The sequence below is a fragment of the Nocardioides sp. zg-DK7169 genome, from assembly GCF_013155365.1.
GTDB lineage: Bacteria > Actinomycetota > Actinomycetes > Propionibacteriales > Nocardioidaceae > Nocardioides.
Genome location: NZ_JABJRA010000007.1, coordinates 161,866 through 178,960, shown reverse-complemented (window position 1 = coordinate 178,960; position 17,095 = coordinate 161,866). Strand labels below are relative to the sequence as shown.

15 protein-coding genes are annotated in these 17,095 nt (G+C 73.2%); 10 read left to right on the top strand and 5 right to left on the bottom strand.

From position 1 onward, the window contains the following. Positions 1 to 70: 70 nt before the first annotated feature. Positions 71 to 1,168 carry an NAD(P)-dependent alcohol dehydrogenase gene (locus HOQ23_RS13190; RefSeq protein WP_172215064.1) on the bottom strand — a complete coding sequence of 366 codons (1,098 nt, stop codon included), beginning with the start codon at positions 1,166 to 1,168 and terminating at the stop codon, positions 71 to 73. A gap of 141 nt (positions 1,169 to 1,309) precedes the next feature. Here HOQ23_RS13190 and HOQ23_RS13185 point away from each other — a divergent pair, with 141 nt between their 5' ends. Together HOQ23_RS13185 and HOQ23_RS13180 are read left to right on the top strand one after the other, a co-directional pair. Further along, a complete protein-coding gene (locus HOQ23_RS13185) occupies positions 1,310 to 2,680 on the top strand; it encodes a folylpolyglutamate synthase/dihydrofolate synthase family protein (protein WP_172215063.1) in 1,371 nt (456 codons plus the stop codon). Continuing rightward, complete coding sequence (locus HOQ23_RS13180; RefSeq protein WP_367650491.1) at positions 2,677 to 3,111, top strand: DUF4233 domain-containing protein; 435 nt, start codon at positions 2,677 to 2,679, stop codon at positions 3,109 to 3,111. The genes HOQ23_RS13185 and HOQ23_RS13180 overlap by 4 nt, the downstream gene beginning before the upstream one ends. Before the next feature lie 39 nt (positions 3,112 to 3,150). Here the strand turns inward: HOQ23_RS13180 and HOQ23_RS13175 are convergent, their stop codons facing one another. Continuing rightward, a complete protein-coding gene (locus tag HOQ23_RS13175) occupies positions 3,151 to 4,500 on the bottom strand; it encodes a PLP-dependent aminotransferase family protein (RefSeq protein WP_172215062.1) in 1,350 nt (449 codons plus the stop codon). A gap of 112 nt (positions 4,501 to 4,612) precedes the next feature. On the opposite strand from HOQ23_RS13175, the gene HOQ23_RS13170 reads away from it, so the two are divergent. From HOQ23_RS13170 to rodA, 7 genes are all read left to right on the top strand, one after another. Continuing rightward, positions 4,613 to 5,122 carry a pyridoxamine 5'-phosphate oxidase family protein gene (locus HOQ23_RS13170; protein ID WP_172215061.1) on the top strand — a complete coding sequence of 170 codons (510 nt, stop codon included), beginning with the start codon at positions 4,613 to 4,615 and terminating at the stop codon, positions 5,120 to 5,122. A 40-nt stretch (positions 5,123 to 5,162) separates the two neighbouring features. Continuing rightward, complete coding sequence (gene ndk / locus HOQ23_RS13165) at positions 5,163 to 5,570, top strand: nucleoside-diphosphate kinase (protein WP_172215060.1); 408 nt, start codon at positions 5,163 to 5,165, stop codon at positions 5,568 to 5,570. Positions 5,571 to 5,764: 194 nt separating this feature from the next. Next, positions 5,765 to 6,793, top strand: a complete 1,029-nt coding sequence (locus tag HOQ23_RS13160; RefSeq protein WP_172215059.1) for a rod shape-determining protein — start codon at positions 5,765 to 5,767, stop codon at positions 6,791 to 6,793. Next, positions 6,793 to 7,734, top strand: a complete 942-nt coding sequence (mreC, locus tag HOQ23_RS13155; protein ID WP_172215058.1) for a rod shape-determining protein MreC — start codon at positions 6,793 to 6,795, stop codon at positions 7,732 to 7,734. Before HOQ23_RS13160 ends, mreC begins: the two co-directional genes overlap by 1 nt. Beyond that, positions 7,731 to 8,243: a rod shape-determining protein MreD gene (mreD, locus tag HOQ23_RS13150; protein WP_172215057.1), complete on the top strand. Its 513-nt coding sequence runs from the start codon at positions 7,731 to 7,733 to the stop codon at positions 8,241 to 8,243. Before mreC ends, mreD begins: the two co-directional genes overlap by 4 nt. Before the next feature lie 31 nt (positions 8,244 to 8,274). After that, positions 8,275 to 10,416 (top strand): penicillin-binding protein 2, encoded by a 2,142-nt coding sequence (gene mrdA / locus HOQ23_RS13145; protein WP_172215056.1) that lies wholly within the window; start codon positions 8,275 to 8,277, stop codon positions 10,414 to 10,416. Then, a complete protein-coding gene (gene rodA, locus HOQ23_RS13140; protein WP_367650490.1) occupies positions 10,413 to 11,645 on the top strand; it encodes a rod shape-determining protein RodA in 1,233 nt (410 codons plus the stop codon). The genes mrdA and rodA overlap by 4 nt, the downstream gene beginning before the upstream one ends. A 63-nt stretch (positions 11,646 to 11,708) precedes the next feature. Here rodA and HOQ23_RS13135 read toward each other — a convergent pair whose 3' ends face one another. After that, the gene (locus HOQ23_RS13135) at positions 11,709 to 12,830 is read right to left on the bottom strand and encodes a calcium:proton antiporter (RefSeq protein ID WP_172215055.1); all 1,122 of its coding nucleotides are present in this window, start codon (positions 12,828 to 12,830) and stop codon (positions 11,709 to 11,711) included. A 117-nt stretch (positions 12,831 to 12,947) separates the two neighbouring features. Between HOQ23_RS13135 and HOQ23_RS13130 the strand changes: the two genes are divergently transcribed. After that, positions 12,948 to 14,921 carry a TIGR03960 family B12-binding radical SAM protein gene (locus HOQ23_RS13130; protein ID WP_172215054.1) on the top strand — a complete coding sequence of 658 codons (1,974 nt, stop codon included), beginning with the start codon at positions 12,948 to 12,950 and terminating at the stop codon, positions 14,919 to 14,921. 94 nt (positions 14,922 to 15,015) lie between these two features. Here the strand turns inward: HOQ23_RS13130 and HOQ23_RS13125 are convergent, their stop codons facing one another. Continuing rightward, a complete protein-coding gene (locus tag HOQ23_RS13125; RefSeq protein WP_172215053.1) occupies positions 15,016 to 15,837 on the bottom strand; it encodes a DUF4190 domain-containing protein in 822 nt (273 codons plus the stop codon). Positions 15,838 to 15,846: 9 nt separating this feature from the next. Beyond that, entirely contained in the window at positions 15,847 to 17,043 is a 1,197-nt protein-coding gene (locus tag HOQ23_RS13120; protein ID WP_367650489.1) for an MFS transporter, read from the bottom strand. Positions 17,044 to 17,095 lie beyond the last annotated feature (52 nt).

The window sequence follows — 17,095 nt, the reverse complement described above, 5'->3', positions numbered from 1 at the left end:
CTCCTCTCGTCGAGGAGGTGTATATCCTATCGAGCCGTGCCGGGACTGGTCCGATCCGCTGCGGCGAGGCTCACCAGACCAGCACCGCCTTGATCACCCGGCCCTCGTGGAGGTCGTTGACGGCCTTGTTGATGTCGGCGAACGGGTAGGTCGTCACCAGGTGGTCGAGGTCGAAGCGGCCGGCCCGGTGCAGGTCGATGAGCCGCGGCACCATCTCCAGCGGGTCGGAGTCGCCCTCGATCGAGGAGGTGAGGGTCTTGCCGCCCTGGAGCAGGTCGACGGCGTCCACGGCGTACTCCTCGGCGCCCAGGCCGAGCGCGACGAGGGTGCCGCGCGGGCCGAGGGCCTGCATCGCCTCGCGGACCACCGCCGGGACGGCCGTGGTGTCGATGGCGTGGCGCGCGCCGCCGCCGGTCAGCTCGCGCAGCCGCTCCACGAGTGTCGTGCCCTCGAGGGAGGCCGGGTCGAGCGGGATCGCGCCCATCGCGGCGGCGGCCTCGAGGCGGGCGGGGACCAGGTCGACGGCGACCACGGTGCGCACGCCCTCGGCGAGGGCGGCGGCCACCGCGGCCAGGCCGACCGCGCCGACGCCGTGCACGACGAGGCTGTCCTCCGGCTCGGGCCGCAGCACGTTGAGGACCGTGCCCGCGCCGGTCTGGAACCCGCAGCCGTACGGCGCGAGCAGGGTCAGGTCGAGCGCGGGGTCCACGACCACGCAGTTGTCCTGGTGGGCGATCGCGTGCCGGGCGAACGAGGACTGGCCGAAGAAGGACCCGAGCACCGGCTGGCCGTCGCGGTGGTGGGTGGTGGAGCCGTCGGGGCGGTAGCCCAGGTAGTTGAGCACCAGCGTCTGCTCGCAGTGCCCGACGTGGCCGGCCCGGCACGCCGCGCAGGTGCGGCACGAGCGCAGGCTGAGGACCACGTGGTCGCCGACCGCGATGCCGCTGACCTCGGCGCCGACCTGCTCGACGACGCCGGCGCCCTCGTGACCGAAGACGTTCGGGAACATCTCGGCCGGCAGCATCGTGCGCATCGTGAGGTCGGTGTGGCACAGCCCGGTGGCGACGATGCGCACCAGCACCTCGTCGGGCCGGGGCTCGTCGAGGTCGACCTCGGTGAGGGCGAAGTCCTGGCCGGGAGACTCGACGAGCGCGACGGTGGTCTGCATGGCGGTCAACCTAGAACGTGTTCTCCTTTTTGTCTCGCGTCCGCGCGGACGGGTTGCGGACGGCTGTCGATGGCGGGCGCCGGCGCCGACCCGGGCCGCGCCGCGGGGCCACGCGGTCGGGGCGCCTAGACTCGTGCCGCGATGAGCCAGACCCCCGATGCCCCCGACGGGCCACGTTTCGCCCGGACCTTCGACGAGGTCGAGGACGCCCTGCTGTCCCGGTGGCCCGAGACCCGCCTCGAGCCCTCGCTCGACCGGATCCGCGCCTTCGTCGACCTGCTCGGCGACCCGCAGCACAGCTACCCCGTCATCCACCTGACCGGCACCAACGGCAAGACCTCCACCTCGCGGATGATCGACACCCTGCTGCGTGCCCTCGACCTGCGCACGGGTCGGTTCACCAGCCCGCACGTCGAGCGGATGAGCGAGCGGATCAGCATCGACGGCGAGCCGCTCAGCGACGAGGACTTCGTGCGCGCGTTCAACGACGTCGCGGCCTACACCCACCTCGTCGACGCCGCCTCCGAGCACCCCCTGTCGTTCTTCGAGGTCGTGGTCGCGATGGCCTTCGCCGCGTTCTCCGACGCCCCGGTCGAGGCCGCCGTCGTCGAGGTCGGGATGGGCGGCTCGTGGGACGCCACCAACGTCGCCGACGGCGCGGTCGCGGTCGTGACCCCGATCGCGCTCGACCACGCCCGCTACCTGGGCGGGACGCCGGCCGAGATCGCCGTCGAGAAGGCCGGGATCATCAAGCCTGGCTCCACCGTCGTCATCGCCGAGCAGCAGCCCGACGTCGCCGTCGTGCTGCTCGAGCGGGCCACCGCGGTCGGCGCCAAGGTCGCCCGCGAGGGCATGGAGTTCGGTGTGCTGCACCGGGTCCCGGCCGTCGGCGGCCAGCTGGTGACGCTCCAGGGCCTGCGCGGGCGCTATGAGGAGCTGTTCCTCCCGCTGCACGGCGCCCACCAGGCGCAGAACGCCGCCGTCGCGCTCGCCGCGGTCGAGGCCTTCATCGGCGGCGAGGAGCCGCTGGCCGACGACGTCGTACGCCGGGCGTTCGCCGAGGTGACCTCGCCGGGCCGCCTCGAGGTCGTGCGCCGCTCGCCCACGATCGTGCTCGACGCCGCGCACAACCCGCACGGCGCCGAGGCGCTCGGCGCGGCGCTGGAGGACTCCTTCGCCTTCGACCCGCTGATCGGGGTCGTCGGGGTGATGGGGGACAAGGACGCCGAGGGGCTGCTCGCCGCGCTGGAGCCGCGCCTGGCCCACGTCGTGTGCACCCGGGCGAGCACCGACCGCGCCACCGACCCCGAGGCGCTGGGCGAGATCGCCCGCGAGATCTTCGGCGAGGACCGGGTCAGCGTCGTGCCGAGGCTGGCCGACGCGCTCGACGTCGCCGCCGGGCTGGCCGAGTCCGGCGAGGGACGCTCCTCCGTCGGCACCGGCGCGGTGCTGGTCACCGGGTCGGTCATCACCGTGGGCGAGGCCCGCACCCTGCTGGGAGGACCCAAGTGAGCGACGAGACGTCCGTGAACCCCGAGCGGACCCGTTCCCCGCGCCGCGGCATGTGCGCGGCGATCCTCGGCCTCGAGGCGGTCGTCCTCGGCCTGACGACGCCGGTGATGGTGATGGTCTCCGACGTCGACGCCTCGGTCGCCATCGCGGTCGGGGTCGGCCTCACCGTCGTCTGCCTGCTGCTGGCCGGGATGCTGCGCCGCGAGTGGGCCTACGGTGCGGGCTGGGTCGTGCAGGTCGCCGCGATCGGGCTGGGCTTCGTCGTCCCGATGATGTTCTTCCTCGGCGCGATCTTCGCGGTGCTGTGGGGCACCGCCTACTTCCTCGGCCGCCGCATCGAGTCCGAGCGCGCCGCCGCCTGGGCCGCCTGGGACGCCCGCGAGGAGTCCGGCGAGGACGCCGGCCCCACTGGCCCCGCCTCCACCGCCTGACCCGTCCCTCCTCGCCGAGTCGGCGCTCGTGGCGCTGCCTCAGCCGCGCAGCGCCCGGGTCGTCACCGCCAGCGCGTGGTCGAGCTGGCGGTCGGTGAGCGAGCCGCCGAACCCGACGACCAGGCCGTGCTGGACGTGGGTGCGGCACTGGTCGGCCAGCAGCGGTACGTCGTACCCCGCGGCGCGCCCGGCGGCGTGCGCCGCACGGGCCTGCTCCTCGGGCATCACGAACGTCGCGTACATCCCCGCGACCGGCCCGGTCAGCTCGCCGTACGGCGCGAGCGCGCCCACCACCCGCGCCGCGCGCTCGGCGTACACCCGGCGCGCGGAGCGGACCACCTTGTCGACGTAGCCGTCGCGCAGCAGGGCGAGCAGCGCGCGCTGCACCGGCCACGGCGGTGAGTCGTGGGTGATCGCGCGCTCGCGCTCGACGTGCTCGCGGACCCCGTCGGGGGCCACCAGCCAGCCGAGCCGCATGCTCGGCGCGACGGACTTGCTGGCGGTGCCGAGGTAGACGACCCGCTCGCGGTCGAGCCCCGCGAGCGCCGGCACCGGCGCGACGTCGTAGCGCAGCTCGGAGTCGTAGTCGTCCTCGATCACGAGCGCGTCCGCGCGGCGCGCCTCGCGGAGCAGCGCGGCCCGGTGCGCACCCGGCATGGTGCGCCCGAGCGGGTGCTGGTGGGCCGGGGTGACGTAGACGGCCACCGTGCCGGTCAGGTCGGGCACCTCCAGGGCCGGTACGTCGTGGAGGGCGCGCCCGGTCGCGGCCACGGTGGCCGCCGCGGCCCGGTAGCCCGGGTCCTCCACGGCGACCGGCCCGGGTGGCAGGGCGCCCAGCGCGTGCCGCAGCCCCTCGGTGGTGCCGGCGGTGAGCAGGACCTCGTCGGGGTCGCAGACCACGCCGCGCACGTGGGCGAGCCGCTCGGCCAGCGCCACCCGGAGCTCGCGCAGGCCGCGCGGGTCGTCGTACCCGGCCGGCGGGCGCGCGGCGGAGACCTCGCGCCAGGCCCGGCGCCACAGCGCGGCGTGCGCGGGATCGATCCACGGCGTCCCGGTGCTGAGCCGCAGCAGCGGCGGTTCGTCGCGGGCCGGGCGCGACGCCGGTCGCGGCGCGGCGAGCGGGGGAGTGGCGGACACGAAGGTCCCCGACCCGTGGCGGCCCTCCAGCCAGCCCTCGGCGACCAGCTGGGCGTAGGCCTGCTCGGTGACCGACCGGGCCACCCCGAGCTCGGCGGCCAGGGCGCGGCTGCTGGGCAGCCGGGTGCCGGCCGCGAGGGTCGCGGAGGTGATCCGGGTGCGCACCTGGTCGGCGAGCTGGGTGCCGAGCGGCGTCCCCGCCCCGCGGTCGAGGGCCACCGGGAGAGCGGGAGCGCCAGGTGTCCGGGTCATCAGTGTCCTGTCGTTCTGGGTTCGGATTGGCCCATGACGACGGGCCACTGGGCGTCGACGATAGACCCATGACGCTCCCGCTCTCGCCCACCGCCCGCACCGCGCGTACGCCGTGGACCCCGACGGCCCCGACGCGGGCGGCACGCTCTACCTGCACGGCTCGGTCGCCGCCCGCTGGCTGCGCGCCGCGGTCGGCGCCACGCTCTGTGTCACGGTCACCGAGGTCGACGGGGTGGTGACCGCGCGCTCGGCGTTCCACCACTCGATGAACTACCGCTCCGCGGTGGTGATCGGCATCGCCCGCGAGGTCGTGGCGGAGGCTGAGCGGGCGCGTGCCCTCGACGGCATCGTCGACCACCTGGTGCCCGGCCGGGCGGCGACCCTGCGCCCCAGCAGCCGCAAGGAGCTGGCGGCGACCGCCGTGCTCGCCGTACCCCTCGCGGAGGCGTCGATGAAGGTGCGGTCCGGCGGACCGGTCGACGACCCCGAGGACGTCGCCGCGGGGACCTGGGGCGGGCACCTGCCGGTACGCCGGGTGTGGGAGACGCCGGTGCCCGACGCCGACGCCCGCGGGGAGGTGCCGGACGACCTCCTGGCCCGGGTGGCGCCCACGTCCGCGTGAGCGGACGGGCGGGGCGCGATGCGGGGGATAGGCTTGGCGCATGACGCAGCGCACACTGGTCCTCCTCAAGCCCGACACCGTCAGCCGTGGCCTGGTCGGCGAGGTGCTCGGCCGCTACGAGGCGAAGGGTCTCTCGATCGTCGCCATGGAGCTGCGCCACATCGGCGCGGAGATCTCCGACCAGCACTACGCCGAGCACGTGGAGCGGGACTTCTACCCGCCGCTGCGCGAGTTCGTGACCAGCGGACCCCTCGTCGCGCTCGTGCTCGAGGGCGACGAGGCGATCGAGGTCGTCCGCGCCATCAACGGCGCCACCGACGGGCGCAAGGCCGCCCCCGGCACCATCCGCGGCGACTACTCGCTGTCGAACCGCGAGAACCTCGTGCACGGCTCGGACTCCCCGGAGTCGGCCGCGCGCGAGATCGGCATCTGGTTCCCCGAGCTCTGAGCCCCGCCGTACGTCGGGCCGGCACGCGCTGCGTGCCGGCCCGACGTCGTCGACGCGTGCCGACGCGGCACGCCACGAGCGCCGACTCGCGCAATTGGCGGGGGCGGGCCGCGTGTCCTCCCGTTTCGGTGGGTCGCGGCTTCGTAGCCTGAAGACTCTTCCCCACCAGCACCATCCGAAAGCGGCGGCACCCCATGGCGAACAGCTTCTTCGGCCGGGACATGGCAGTCGACCTCGGCACCGCCAACACCTTGGTCTACGTCCGCGGCAAGGGCGTCCTCCTCGACGAACCCAGCGTGGTCGCCCTCAACGCCAGCACCGGCGAGATCCTCGCGGTCGGCCACGAGGCCAAGCGCATGATCGGACGCACCCCCGACAACATCGCGGCCATCCGCCCGCTGAAGGACGGCGTCATCGCCGACTTCGAGGCGACCGAGCAGATGCTGCGCTTCTTCATCCAGCAGGTCCACAAGCGGCGCTACTTCGCCAAGCCCCGGATGGTGGTGTGCGTGCCCAGCGGCATCACCGCCGTCGAGCAGCGCGCGGTGAAGGAGGCCGGCTACCAGGCCGGCGCCCGCAAGGTCTACATCGTCGAGGAGCCGATGGCCGCGGCGATCGGTGCCGGGCTGCCCGTGCACCAGGCCACCGGCAACATGGTCGTCGACGTCGGCGGCGGCACCACCGAGGTCGCGGTCATCTCCCTGGGCGGCATCGTGACCAGCCTGAGCGTGCGCACCGCCGGCGACGACCTCGACGCCGCCATCGTGGCGTGGATGAAGAAGGAGTACTCCCTGATGCTCGGGGAGCGCACCGCCGAGGAGGTCAAGATGACCCTCGGCTCGGCCTTCCCGCTGCCCGACGAGCCCGAGGCCGAGATCCGCGGCCGCGACATGATCTCCGGCCTGCCGCGCACCGTCGTGGTCTCCAGCGCCGAGGTCCGCCAGGCCCTCGAGGAGCCGCTGCACGCCATCGTCGATGCAGTCCGCGCGACCCTCGACCAGACCCCGCCGGAGCTCGCCGGCGACATCATGGACCGCGGCATCGTGCTCACCGGCGGCGGCGCGCTGCTGCGCGGCCTCGACGAGCGGCTGCGCCACGAGACCGGGATGCCGGTCCACGTCGCGGAGGACCCGCTCAGCTCGGTCGCCCTCGGCGCGGGCAAGTGCGTCGAGGAGTTCGAGGCGCTCCAGCAGGTGCTCGTCTCGGAGCCGAGGCGCTTCTGATGGCGCTCGACGGGCTCGACCAGCGCCGGTCCCGCGAGCGCCGCTGGCGCAGCGCCAGCGACCTCGAGCGTCCCCGGGGTCCGCGCCGCTCGGTGGCGGTGGCCCTCGTCCTGGCCTGCGTCACGTTGATGACCCTCGACCAGCAGACCGACCCCGTCGTCGAGCCCGCGCGCCGCGCCCTCGGCGAGGTGATCGGCCCGGTCGAGGTCGGCGCGTCCGCGCTGCTGCGCCCCTTCGTCTCGATCCCGGACTGGTTCCGCAGCCACGGCGACCTGCGCGGTGAGATCGACGCCCTCGAGGCGGAGAACGCGCGCCTGCGCTCGCAGGTCAGCACCGCCGACTACGACCGCAACCGCCTGGCCGAGTACGACGGGCTGACCCGCGCCGCCTCCGACCTCGGCTACGCCCTGGTGCCGGCCCGCGTGGTCGGTCTCGGTCCCTCCCAGTCCTTCTCCGCCACCGTGACCATCGACGCCGGTTCCGAGGCCGGGCTGCGCGCCGACATGACCGTGGTCAACAACGACGGCCTGGTCGGTCGGGTCCTGCGGGTCACCCGCACGACCGCGACCGTGCTGCTCGCGATCGACCCCGAGTCGGTCGTCGGCGGGCGGATCGGCTCCAGCATGGAGATCGGCTTCCTGCACGGGCGCGGCGCGCTCGGCGACGAGGCCCGTCTCGACCTCGAGCTCCTCGACGAGGCGGTCGTCCCCGGCAGCGGCGACGCCGTGGTCACCTGGGGCAGCCGCAACGGCGCGCCGTACGTCTCCGGCATCCCGGTGGGGGAGGTGACCGCGGTGTTCTCCAACGTCCGCGACTCCTCCCAGCGCGCCGTGGTGCGTCCCTACGTCGACTTCGCCAGCCTCGACGTCGTCGGCGTAGTGGTGCCCTCGGGCAGCGAGAGCGACCGCGCGGTGATCGAGGCCGACGGGAGCATGCGATGACCCTCGTCCGCGCGCTGGTCGCGTTCGTCGGGGCGGTCCTCGCCCTGGTGCTCCAGATGACGTTCTTCTCCCACCTGTCCTGGGCCGGCGTGGTGCCCAACCTGTGCCTGTTGCTGGTCGTCGGCGCCGGTCTGGTGCGCGGCGCCGAGTTCGCGATGGTGCTGGGCTTCGTGGCCGGGCTGATGCTCGACCTGGCCCCGCCGGCCGACCACCTCGCCGGGCGCTGGGCCTTGGCCCTCGTCGTCGTCGGGTACGTCGCCGGCCGGGTGCGCCAGGACGTCCGGCCCACCGCGGTGTCGGTCGTGGCCACCGTCGCGGCCTGCTCCTTCGTCGGGACCTCGGTGTTCGCGCTCACCGGCCTGGTGCTGCGCGACCCGGTGCTCGGCGTCGGGGAGCTGCTCCAGGTGATCGGGATCGCGCTGGTGTGGGACGTGCTGCTCACGCCGTTCGTGCTGCCCCTGGTGATGGGCGCCTTCCGCCGCCTCCAGCCGAACCGGGTGCCGGCATGAGGCCCGCGGTGGGCGACGGGGCGGTGCGCTGATGGCCGCCTCCGCCGAGGGCTCGCGGCGCAGCCGGATGCGCCTGATCGTGATCCAGGTGCTGGTGCTGTCGCTGTTCGCGACCCTGCTGGCCCGGCTCTACTACATCCAGGTGGTCAGCGGCGAGCAGTACACCGCGCAGGCCGCCTCGCAGTCGGTGCGCGAGATCGTGGTGCAGCCCCAGCGCGGGCTGATCGTGGACGCGCAGGGCCGCCCGCTGGTCACCAACCGCACCACCTGGGTGCTCTCGATCGACCGCACCGTGCTGGGCAAGCTCACCGAGCGCCAGCAGGACGTGCTGCTCGGCCGGGTCGCGGAGATCAGCGACCTGCGGGTGCCGCAGGTGCGCAAGAAGCTCGTCACCTGCGGCGAGAGCGGCAGCATCCCGGGCGTGTGCTGGAACGGCTCGCCGTACCAGCCGGTCCCGGTGGCCACCGACGTCCCCCAGGAGATCGCGCTGCGGGTGCTCGAGCAGCCGGAGGACTTCCCGGCGGTGCTCGCCGAGCAGCAGAGCGTGCGCAACTACCCGCGCCCGCACGGCACCAACCTCGCCCACGTGCTCGGCTACCTCAGCCCGATCACCGAGGAGGAGTTCGACCTCGCCACCGCCGACGGCGACGAGTCGCTCAACGGCGCCTCGGTCGTCGGCCGCGCCGGTGTGGAGAAGCAGTACGACACCTGGCTGCGCGGCATGCCCGGCTACCGCAGCGTGGCCGTCGACTCGATGGGCCGGGTGCTGGGCGACAGCGGCGAGGTCAACGCCGAGCCCGGCAAGACCCTGGTCACCACCATCGACGCCAAGGTGCAGGGCGTGGTCGAGCGCGAGCTGGCCCAGACCCTCGCCCGGGCACGCACCGAGGTCGACCCGGTCACCGGGCGCCTCTACGAGGCCGACTCCGGCGCGGTCGTGGTGATGGAGGCCAAGACCGGTCGGATCGTGTCGATGGCCAGCCAGCCGACGTACGACCCCGAGGTCTGGGTCGGCGGCATCACCAAGAAGCAGCTGGCCCGGCTCTACTCCGAGGCCGCCGGCACCCCGCTGCTGGGGCGCGCCACGCAGGGCCAGTTCGCGCCGGGGTCGACCTGGAAGCCGTTCATGACCGCCGGTGCGCTCACCAACGGCTACACCACCGACACCCGGCTGAACTGCTCGCCGACCTTCCGGGTCGGCAACCGCGACTTCAAGAACTACGAGTCCGGCGCGCACGGCTACGTCGGCTTCGACCGCGCCCTCGAGGTCTCCTGCAACACCTTCTTCTACCGCATCGGCTTCGACTACTGGCAGCGCTACGGCTCCGACGTCGACGACGTCGACGCCAAGGACCCGCTCGTGGAGGAGGCCCAGCACTTCGGCTTCGGCTCCTCGACCGGCATCGACCTGCCGGGCGAGGCTCCCGGGCGGATCGCGGACCGGGAGTGGAAGCGCTCCTACTACGAGTCGATGAAGGACTACTACTGCGGCATCGCGGACGCGCCGCAGGACGCCGACACCTCCGACTTCGTCTACAAGTTCGCCCGCGAGTTCTGCATCGAGGGCTTCGCCTACCGCGCCGGCGACGCCGTCAACTTCGCCATCGGCCAGGGCGACACCATCGTCACCCCGCTCCAGCTGGCGCGCGCGTACGCCGCCCTGGCCAACGGCGGCACCCTGTGGGCGCCGCGCATCGGCCGGGCGATCGTCGACCCGTCCGGCGAGGTCATCCGCGAGATCAAGCCGCGCAAGAACGGCACCGTGGACCTCCCGAAGAGCGTCTTCGACTACATCGACAACGCGCTGACCGGCGTCAGCACCCGCGGCACGATGAGCTGGAAGCTGATCGGCTTCCCCCTCGACGAGGTGCGGATCCGCGCCAAGACCGGCTCGGCCGAGGTCTACGGCAAGCAGTCGACCTCGTGGCTGGCGACCTACACCGACGACTACGTCGTGGTGATGATGGTCAGCCAGGGTGGCACCGGCTCGGGGCGCAACGGCGACTCCGTGCGGCGCATCTACGAGGCGTTGTACGGCGTGGAGGGCAGCGTCGTGAAGCCCGGCAAGGCCGCGATCCCGGGCAGCGTCCCGCCCAGCAGCCTGCCGACGTTCACCAAGGACGGCTCGATCCTGCCGCCCGCGCCGGCCGCCTCGAGGAAGGACCAGCGGTGAGCATCCCGCATCTCTCCGGCCCGTTCTCCGCACACGCAGGCCCGGTCTCCGGCGCCGGCGGGTTCCGCGCGCCCCGCATCGACTGGCTGCTGATGGTGGCCGTCCTCGCCCTGGTCACGATGGGCACCCTGCTGGTCTGGTCGGCGACCTCCTCGCGCGACGTCCTCACCGGCGGCGACTCCACGGCGTACCTGCGCCGGCACCTGGTCAACGTCGCGATCGGCCTGGTGCTGATGCTGCTGGTGACGGCGGTCGAGCACCGCTGGGTGCGGATGCTCGCGCCGCTGGTCTACCTCGCCTCCGTGGTGGGGCTGGTGCTGGTGCTCGTGATGGGCTCCACGATCAACGGCTCGCGCTCGTGGCTGGTGATCGGGGGCATGTCGATCCAGCCCTCGGAGTTCGCCAAGCTGGCGGTGATCATCGGCATGGCGCTCGTGCTCGCCGAGCGCGCCGCCGGTCGCTGGCAGGCACGCGTCGGCGCGGTCGAGGTGGGCCTGATGCTCCTGGTCGCCGCGGTCCCGGCGGCGCTGATCATGCTCCAGCCCGACCTCGGCACGATGCTGGTGCTGACCGCGACGGTCTTCGGCATCCTGGCCACCTCCGGCGCCCCGCGGCGCTGGCTGGCCCTGCTGGCCGGCACCGGCGTGGCGGTCGCGACCGGCGCCGTGCTGGCCGGGCTGTTGAAGGACTACCAGATCGACCGGTTCATGGCCTTCACCAACCCCGGCCTCGACCCGCGCGGGGCCGGCTACAACGTCGAGCAGGCTCGGATCGCGGTCGGCAACGGCGGGCTGTTCGGCCAGGGACTCTTCGACGGCTCCCAGACCCGCTCGGGCTTCGTCCCCGAGCAGCACACCGACTTCATCTTCACCGTCGCCGGCGAGGAGCTGGGCCTGGTCGGCGCCGGGCTGCTCGTCTGCCTGCTGGGCGTGGTGCTGTGGCGCGCGCTGGTCATCGCCTACCGCAGCGAGGACCTCTTCGGTCGCGTCGCGGCGGCGGGCATCGCGTGCTGGTTCGGGTTCCAGGCCTTCCAGAACATCGGAATGTGCCTGGGGATCATGCCGGTCACCGGCGTCCCGCTGCCGTTCGTGTCCTACGGCGGCAGCTCGATGTTCGCCGGCCTGCTCGCCGTGGGCCTGCTGCAGAACATCCACCTGCGCACCGCGACCCCGGCGCCGACGCGCTACGTGATGCCGTCGCGCCCGGTGCGGGTGCTCGCCGGGCGCTGAGCCCGGGCCGCAGCCCGCCCAGGCACGGCCCGCCCCGGCACAGCCCGCTCAGGGGCGGCCGGGTCAGGGCTGCACGGACAGGAACAGGAACGCCGCCAGCAGCGCCAGGTGGACCACGCCCTGCTGCGCCTTCGCCCGGCCCTGGGCGACGGTGAGCACCGAGACCACGACGGTGATCGCGAGCAGCACCATCTGCACCGGCTCCAGGCCCAGGACCAGCGGGCCCTCCAGCCAGATCGTGGCGATCGCGATCGTCGGGACGGTCAGGCCGATCGAGGCCATCGCGGAGCCGTAGCCCAGGTTGAGGCTGATCTGCACGCGGTCGCGCGCCGCGTTGCGCACCGCGGAGATCGACTCCGGGGCCAGCACGAGCAGCGCGATCACGACGCCCACCACGGCGTACGGGAAGCCGAGCGCCTCGACGGCGTCCTCGATGGTGGGGGAGAGCATCTTGGCCAGGCCGACCACCGCGACCAGCGAGGCCACCAGCAGCGCCACGCTCCGCCAGGCCTCCCGGGTGGTCGGCGGGTCGGCGTGCCCGTCGCCGTCCTCGTCGAGCAGGCCGGTGATGACGCCGTGCTCGTCGGAGCTCACCGGGATGAAGAAGTCGCGGTGCCGCACGGTCTGGGTGAACACGAAGCCGGCGTAGAGCACCAGCGAGGCGATGGCGGCGAAGGTCAGCTGCGAGGCCGAGAACTCCAGGCCGCGACCGGAGGTGGTGAACGCGGGGAGCACCATGGTCAGGCTGGCCAGCGTGATCACCGTGCTCAGCGCGGAGCCGGTGCCGGAGGGGTTGAAGCTGACCAGGTGGTGCTTGAGGGCGCCGACCAGCAGCGAGATGCCGACGATGCCGTTGAGGGTGATCATCAGCGCCGCGAACACCGTGTCGCGCGCGTAGGTGCTCGCGCCGCTGCCGCCGCCGATCATCAGCATCACGATCAGGCCGACCTCGATCACCGTGACGGCGACGGCGAGGATCAGCGAGCCGAACGGTTCACCGACCTTGTGGGCGACCACCTCCGCGTGGTGCACCGCGGCGATCACCGAGCTCACCAGGGCGCCGGCGATCAGGACCAGCACCAGCCAGTGTTCGTGGCGGGACCACGTGGCGATGAGCAGGAGCACCGCTGCGACGGGGACGACCAGCGCCCATTGGAAGGGACCACGGACGTCATTGGTTGGCATCGCGGCTCATTCTAGGGGGAGCGGTGGCGGCCCTCCGCACGCCGGTCCGCGAGGAATGTGGGGCCTCGGCGGGGGTTCCGTAGAGTAGGTGGGTCCCCGATCTGTGAGGTGCTCTGCATGCCCACCCCCGCGTCCGTCTTCCCGCGCCTCGAGCCGCGGCTCGGCTCGGTGTCCAAGCCGATCCAGTACGTCGGCGGCGAGCTCAACTCCACCGTCAAGGAGTGGGACTGCGGCGCCGCCACCAGTGAGGGCGAGACCGTCCGCTGGGCGCTGATGTACCCCGACGCCTACGAGGTCGGCCTGCCCAACCAGGGCGTCCAGATCCTCTACGAGGTGCTCAACGAGCGCGACTGGATCCTCGCCGAGCGCACCTACGCCGTCTGGCCGGACATGGAGCAGGTGCTGCGCACCGGCGACGAGCAGGGCCCGATCCCGCAGTTCACCGTCGACGCGCACCGCCCGGTGCGGGCCTTCGACCTGTTCGGCGTGAGCTTCTCCACCGAGCTCGGCTACACCAACATGCTCAACGCCCTCGACCTCGCGCAGATCCCGCTGCACGCCGCCGACCGCGGCGACGAGGACCCGATCGTGCTCGCCGGGGGGCACGCGGCCTTCAACCCCGAGCCGATCGCCGACTTCATCGATGCCGCCGTCCTCGGCGACGGCGAGGAGGTCGTGCTCGCGATCTCGGAGGTCGTGCGCGAGTGGAAGGGTGAGGGCCGTCCCGGCGGTCGCGACGAGCTGCTGCGCCGCCTCGCGGTCAGTGGTGGCGTCTACGTGCCGCGCTTCTACGACGTCGCCTACGCCGAGGACGGCTCGATCGAGGCGGTCGTGCCGAACCGCCCCGGCATCCCGTTCCGGGTCGCCAAGCACACCCTGATGGACCTCGACGCCTGGCCCTACCCGCGCAAGCCGCTGGTGCCGCTCGCCGAGACCGTCCACGAGCGGTTCAGCGTGGAGATCTTCCGCGGCTGCACCCGCGGGTGCCGCTTCTGCCAGGCCGGCATGATCACCCGCCCGGTGCGCGAGCGCTCGATCGAGACCATCGGCGAGATGGTGGAGAACGGCATCCGCAAGTCCGGCTTCGAGGAGGTCGGCCTGCTCTCGCTCTCCAGTGCCGACCACACCGAGATCGGCGAGGTCGCCAAGGGCCTCGCGGACCGCTACGAGGGCTCCAACGTCTCGCTGTCGCTGCCGTCCACGCGCGTCGACGCCTTCAACATCACCCTGGCCAACGAGTTCTCCCGCAACGGGCGCCGCTCCGGGCTCACCTTCGCCCCCGAGGGCGGCTCCGAGCGGATGCGCAAGGTCATCAACAAGATGGTGACCGAGGAGGACCTGATCCGCACGGTCGCCACGGCGTACTCCCACGGCTGGCGCCAGGTGAAGCTCTACTTCATGGTCGGCCTGCCGACCGAGACCGACGAGGACGTCCTCCAGGTCGCCGAGCTCGCCAAGAAGGTGATCGCCAAGGGCCGCGAGGTCTCCGGGCGCAACGACATCCGCTGCACGGTCTCGATCGGCGGCTTCGTGCCGAAGCCGCACACGCCGTTCCAGTGGGCCGCGCAGCTGGACCACGAGACCACCGACGAGCGGCTGAAGAAGCTGCGCGACACGGTGCGCGAGGACAAGAAGTTCGGCCGCGCGATCGGCTTCCGCTACCACGACGGCAAGCCCGGCGCGATCGAGGGACTGCTCTCGCGCGGCGACCGCCGGGTCGGCAGGGTCATCGAGGAGGTCTGGCGCGACGGCGGCCGCTTCGACGGCTGGAGCGAGCACTTCTCCTACGACCGCTGGGTCGCCGCCTCCGAGCGCGCGCTGGCCGGCGCCGGGGTGGACCTGGACTGGTACACCACCCGTGAGCGCGGCTACGACGAGGTGCTCCCGTGGGACCACCTCGACTCGGGTCTCGACAAGGACTGGCTGTGGGCCGACTGGGAGGACGCCCTCGCGGTCGCCGACGGCGCCGACGTCGAGGTCGAGGACTGCCGCTGGACCCCCTGCTACGACTGCGGTGTGTGCCCGGAGATGGGCACGGAGATCCAGATCGGTCCCACCGGGCGGCAGCTGCTGCCGCTGTCGGTGGTCTGAGCCGCACCGGCTGGCGAAAAGGGCTGCGAACAGGGGCCCGGGTCCTCGCCCAGGCGAGGGGCCCGGGCCCCTGTCGTTGCTGCGGGTCAGCCGGTCAGCGGATCGGCGCGTCGAGCTTGTCGCCGTCCGCGTCGTACACGACGCACGCGAGGGTGTCGCCGGCCTCGGGCTCCGCGGAGTTGGTGAGGCGCATCAGCGACAGCCCGGTGCCGTCGACGGGGCGGGAGAACCCGGTCGCCTCGGCACACCACCGCGCGCCGGCGAACGGGGAGCTCGCGTAGAGCTCGGCCTGCTCGGCGTCCAGGACGACGGTGCCGAGCACCTCGCCGTCGTGGGGCTCCTCGCACGACACGGTCTCGATCGAGGTGAACTCCTCGTCGTCGTCGGCCAGCGAGGGGGCGTCGATGCAGTCGCCGGTCTCGAGGTCGTTGACGTCCTCGCTCAGCGCGATCCCGATCGCGAGCAGGGCGCCGACGGCGATGGTGGCGAGCAGGGTCAGCCCGCTCACGACGATCGCGCCGATGGCCAGGCCCTTGCCGTGGTTGCGGCCGTCGCGCCCGCGGCGCAGGACGATCACGGCGAGCACGATCGACACGATCGCGGGCACGACCAGGCAGCCGAGGAAGGCCAGGACCAGCGAGGTGATCGCCATGCCCTGCGGCGCCGACTGCTGCGGCGGGCCACCGGGGTAGGCGCTGCCGTACGGCGAGCCCGGGCCCTGCCCGAACGGCGGCTGGCCGTACGGCGGGGGAGCCTGGGCGTAGGGGTTCTCGCCGTACGGGGGCGGGGACGGCTGCTGGTCGTGGGACTGGCCCGACGGCTGGGCCCAGGGCGAGGTCGGCGGTCCCGGAGGCGGCGCGGACGGGGAGGGATCGCCCGGCTCGTAGGGGTCGGGATACTGCGGAGGCTGGGTCACCGGGCCAACCTACTGAGCAGCGGCGTGGACCCCGGGGAGCTGGTCCTCGACATGCGCGGGACGCGCGGCGTACGCGGCGACGAGGGCCAGCGGGACCAGCATGGCCAGCAGCACCAGGAGCGGCACGGTCCAGCCGCCGCTCAGGTCGTGGATCAGGCCGAAGCCGAACGGGCCGATGCCGGCGAGCAGGTAGCCCGCGGACTGGGTGAACCCCGAGAGCGCCGCGGTCCCGGCGGGGGTGCGCGAGCGCAGGCCGATGAGGGTCAGCACGACCGGGAAGATCGAGGCGCCGGTGCCGACGAGCAGCGCGGCGGGGACCGCGAGGTGGTACGGCGCGACCAGCAGCGCCAGGTAGCCGAGCGGGTAGCAGGCGATCACGCTCAGGACCAGCAGGGCGGTGCGCGACGTGCGGGCGACCAGCCGCGGCAGCCACAGCGAGAGCGGGATCGAGACGGCCGCGACGACGCCCACCAGGAGCCCGGCAGCGGTCGCGGAGTAGCCGGCGTCGCGCCACAGGGTGGGGAACCAGCCGAACACGACGTACGCCTGGATCGACTGCAGGCCGAAGAACAGGGCCATCGCCCAGCCGATCGGCGTGCGCGCGACGTCGAGGAACCGGATGGTCTGCGGTGCGGCCTCGGGGGTGCGGTCGTGCGCGATCAGGCCCAGCCAGGGCAGGGCGGCGAGGAGCGCGAGCACGGCCCAGGTCCCGAGCCCGACCCGCCAGCTGTCCGCCGCCTCCGAGATCGGGACGGTCAGCACGAGCGAGGCGGTGAGCCCGATCGCGAGCGCGGTGGTGTACATCGCGGTGACCGCGCCCACGCGGTGCGGGAAGTGCAGCTTGACCAGGGAGGGGAGCAGCACGTTGGCGGCCGCCATCCCTGCCAGCGCGAGCATCGAGAGGAGCAGGAACGGCGCGCTCTGGTCGACCAGGACCCGTCCGGCCAGCCCCGCGACGACGGCGACGAGCGCCCCGAGCGTGACCCGGTGGATCCCCGCGCGGCGCGCCAGGGCGGGCGCGACGGCGCCGAACCCGGCGAAGGCCAGCACCGGCAGCGAGGTCAGCAGCCCGGCCGCCGCCGCCGACATCCCCAAGCCGTCCCGGACCTCGTCGAGGACCGGGCCCACGCTCACCGCCGCGGGCCGCAGGTTGAGGGAGAGGAGCACCAGGCCGAGCAGGAGGAGGGCAGACGTGCGGCGGGTCACGGCGCCATGCTGCCAGCCGCCCCACACCCCTCTCCCGCCGAGTCGGCGCCAA

Bases quoted from the DNA above. Each gene is read 5' to 3' on its own strand.
- HOQ23_RS13190 (WP_172215064.1), bottom strand. From the start codon at position 1,168: ATGCAGACCACCGTCGCGCTCGTCGAGTCTCCCGGCCAGGACTTCGCC.
- HOQ23_RS13130 (WP_172215054.1), top strand. From the start codon at position 12,948: ATGCCCACCCCCGCGTCCGTCTTCCCGCGCCTCGAGCCGCGGCTCGGC.
- ndk (WP_172215060.1), top strand. From the start codon at position 5,163: ATGACGCAGCGCACACTGGTCCTCCTCAAGCCCGACACCGTCAGCCGT.
- HOQ23_RS13135 (WP_172215055.1), bottom strand. From the start codon at position 12,830: ATGCCAACCAATGACGTCCGTGGTCCCTTCCAATGGGCGCTGGTCGTC.
- HOQ23_RS13160 (WP_172215059.1), top strand. From the start codon at position 5,765: ATGGCGAACAGCTTCTTCGGCCGGGACATGGCAGTCGACCTCGGCACC.
- HOQ23_RS13185 (WP_172215063.1), top strand. From the start codon at position 1,310: ATGAGCCAGACCCCCGATGCCCCCGACGGGCCACGTTTCGCCCGGACC.
- mreD (WP_172215057.1), top strand. From the start codon at position 7,731: ATGACCCTCGTCCGCGCGCTGGTCGCGTTCGTCGGGGCGGTCCTCGCC.
- mrdA (WP_172215056.1), top strand. From the start codon at position 8,275: ATGGCCGCCTCCGCCGAGGGCTCGCGGCGCAGCCGGATGCGCCTGATC.
- HOQ23_RS13175 (WP_172215062.1), bottom strand. From the start codon at position 4,500: ATGACCCGGACACCTGGCGCTCCCGCTCTCCCGGTGGCCCTCGACCGC.
- mreC (WP_172215058.1), top strand. From the start codon at position 6,793: ATGGCGCTCGACGGGCTCGACCAGCGCCGGTCCCGCGAGCGCCGCTGG.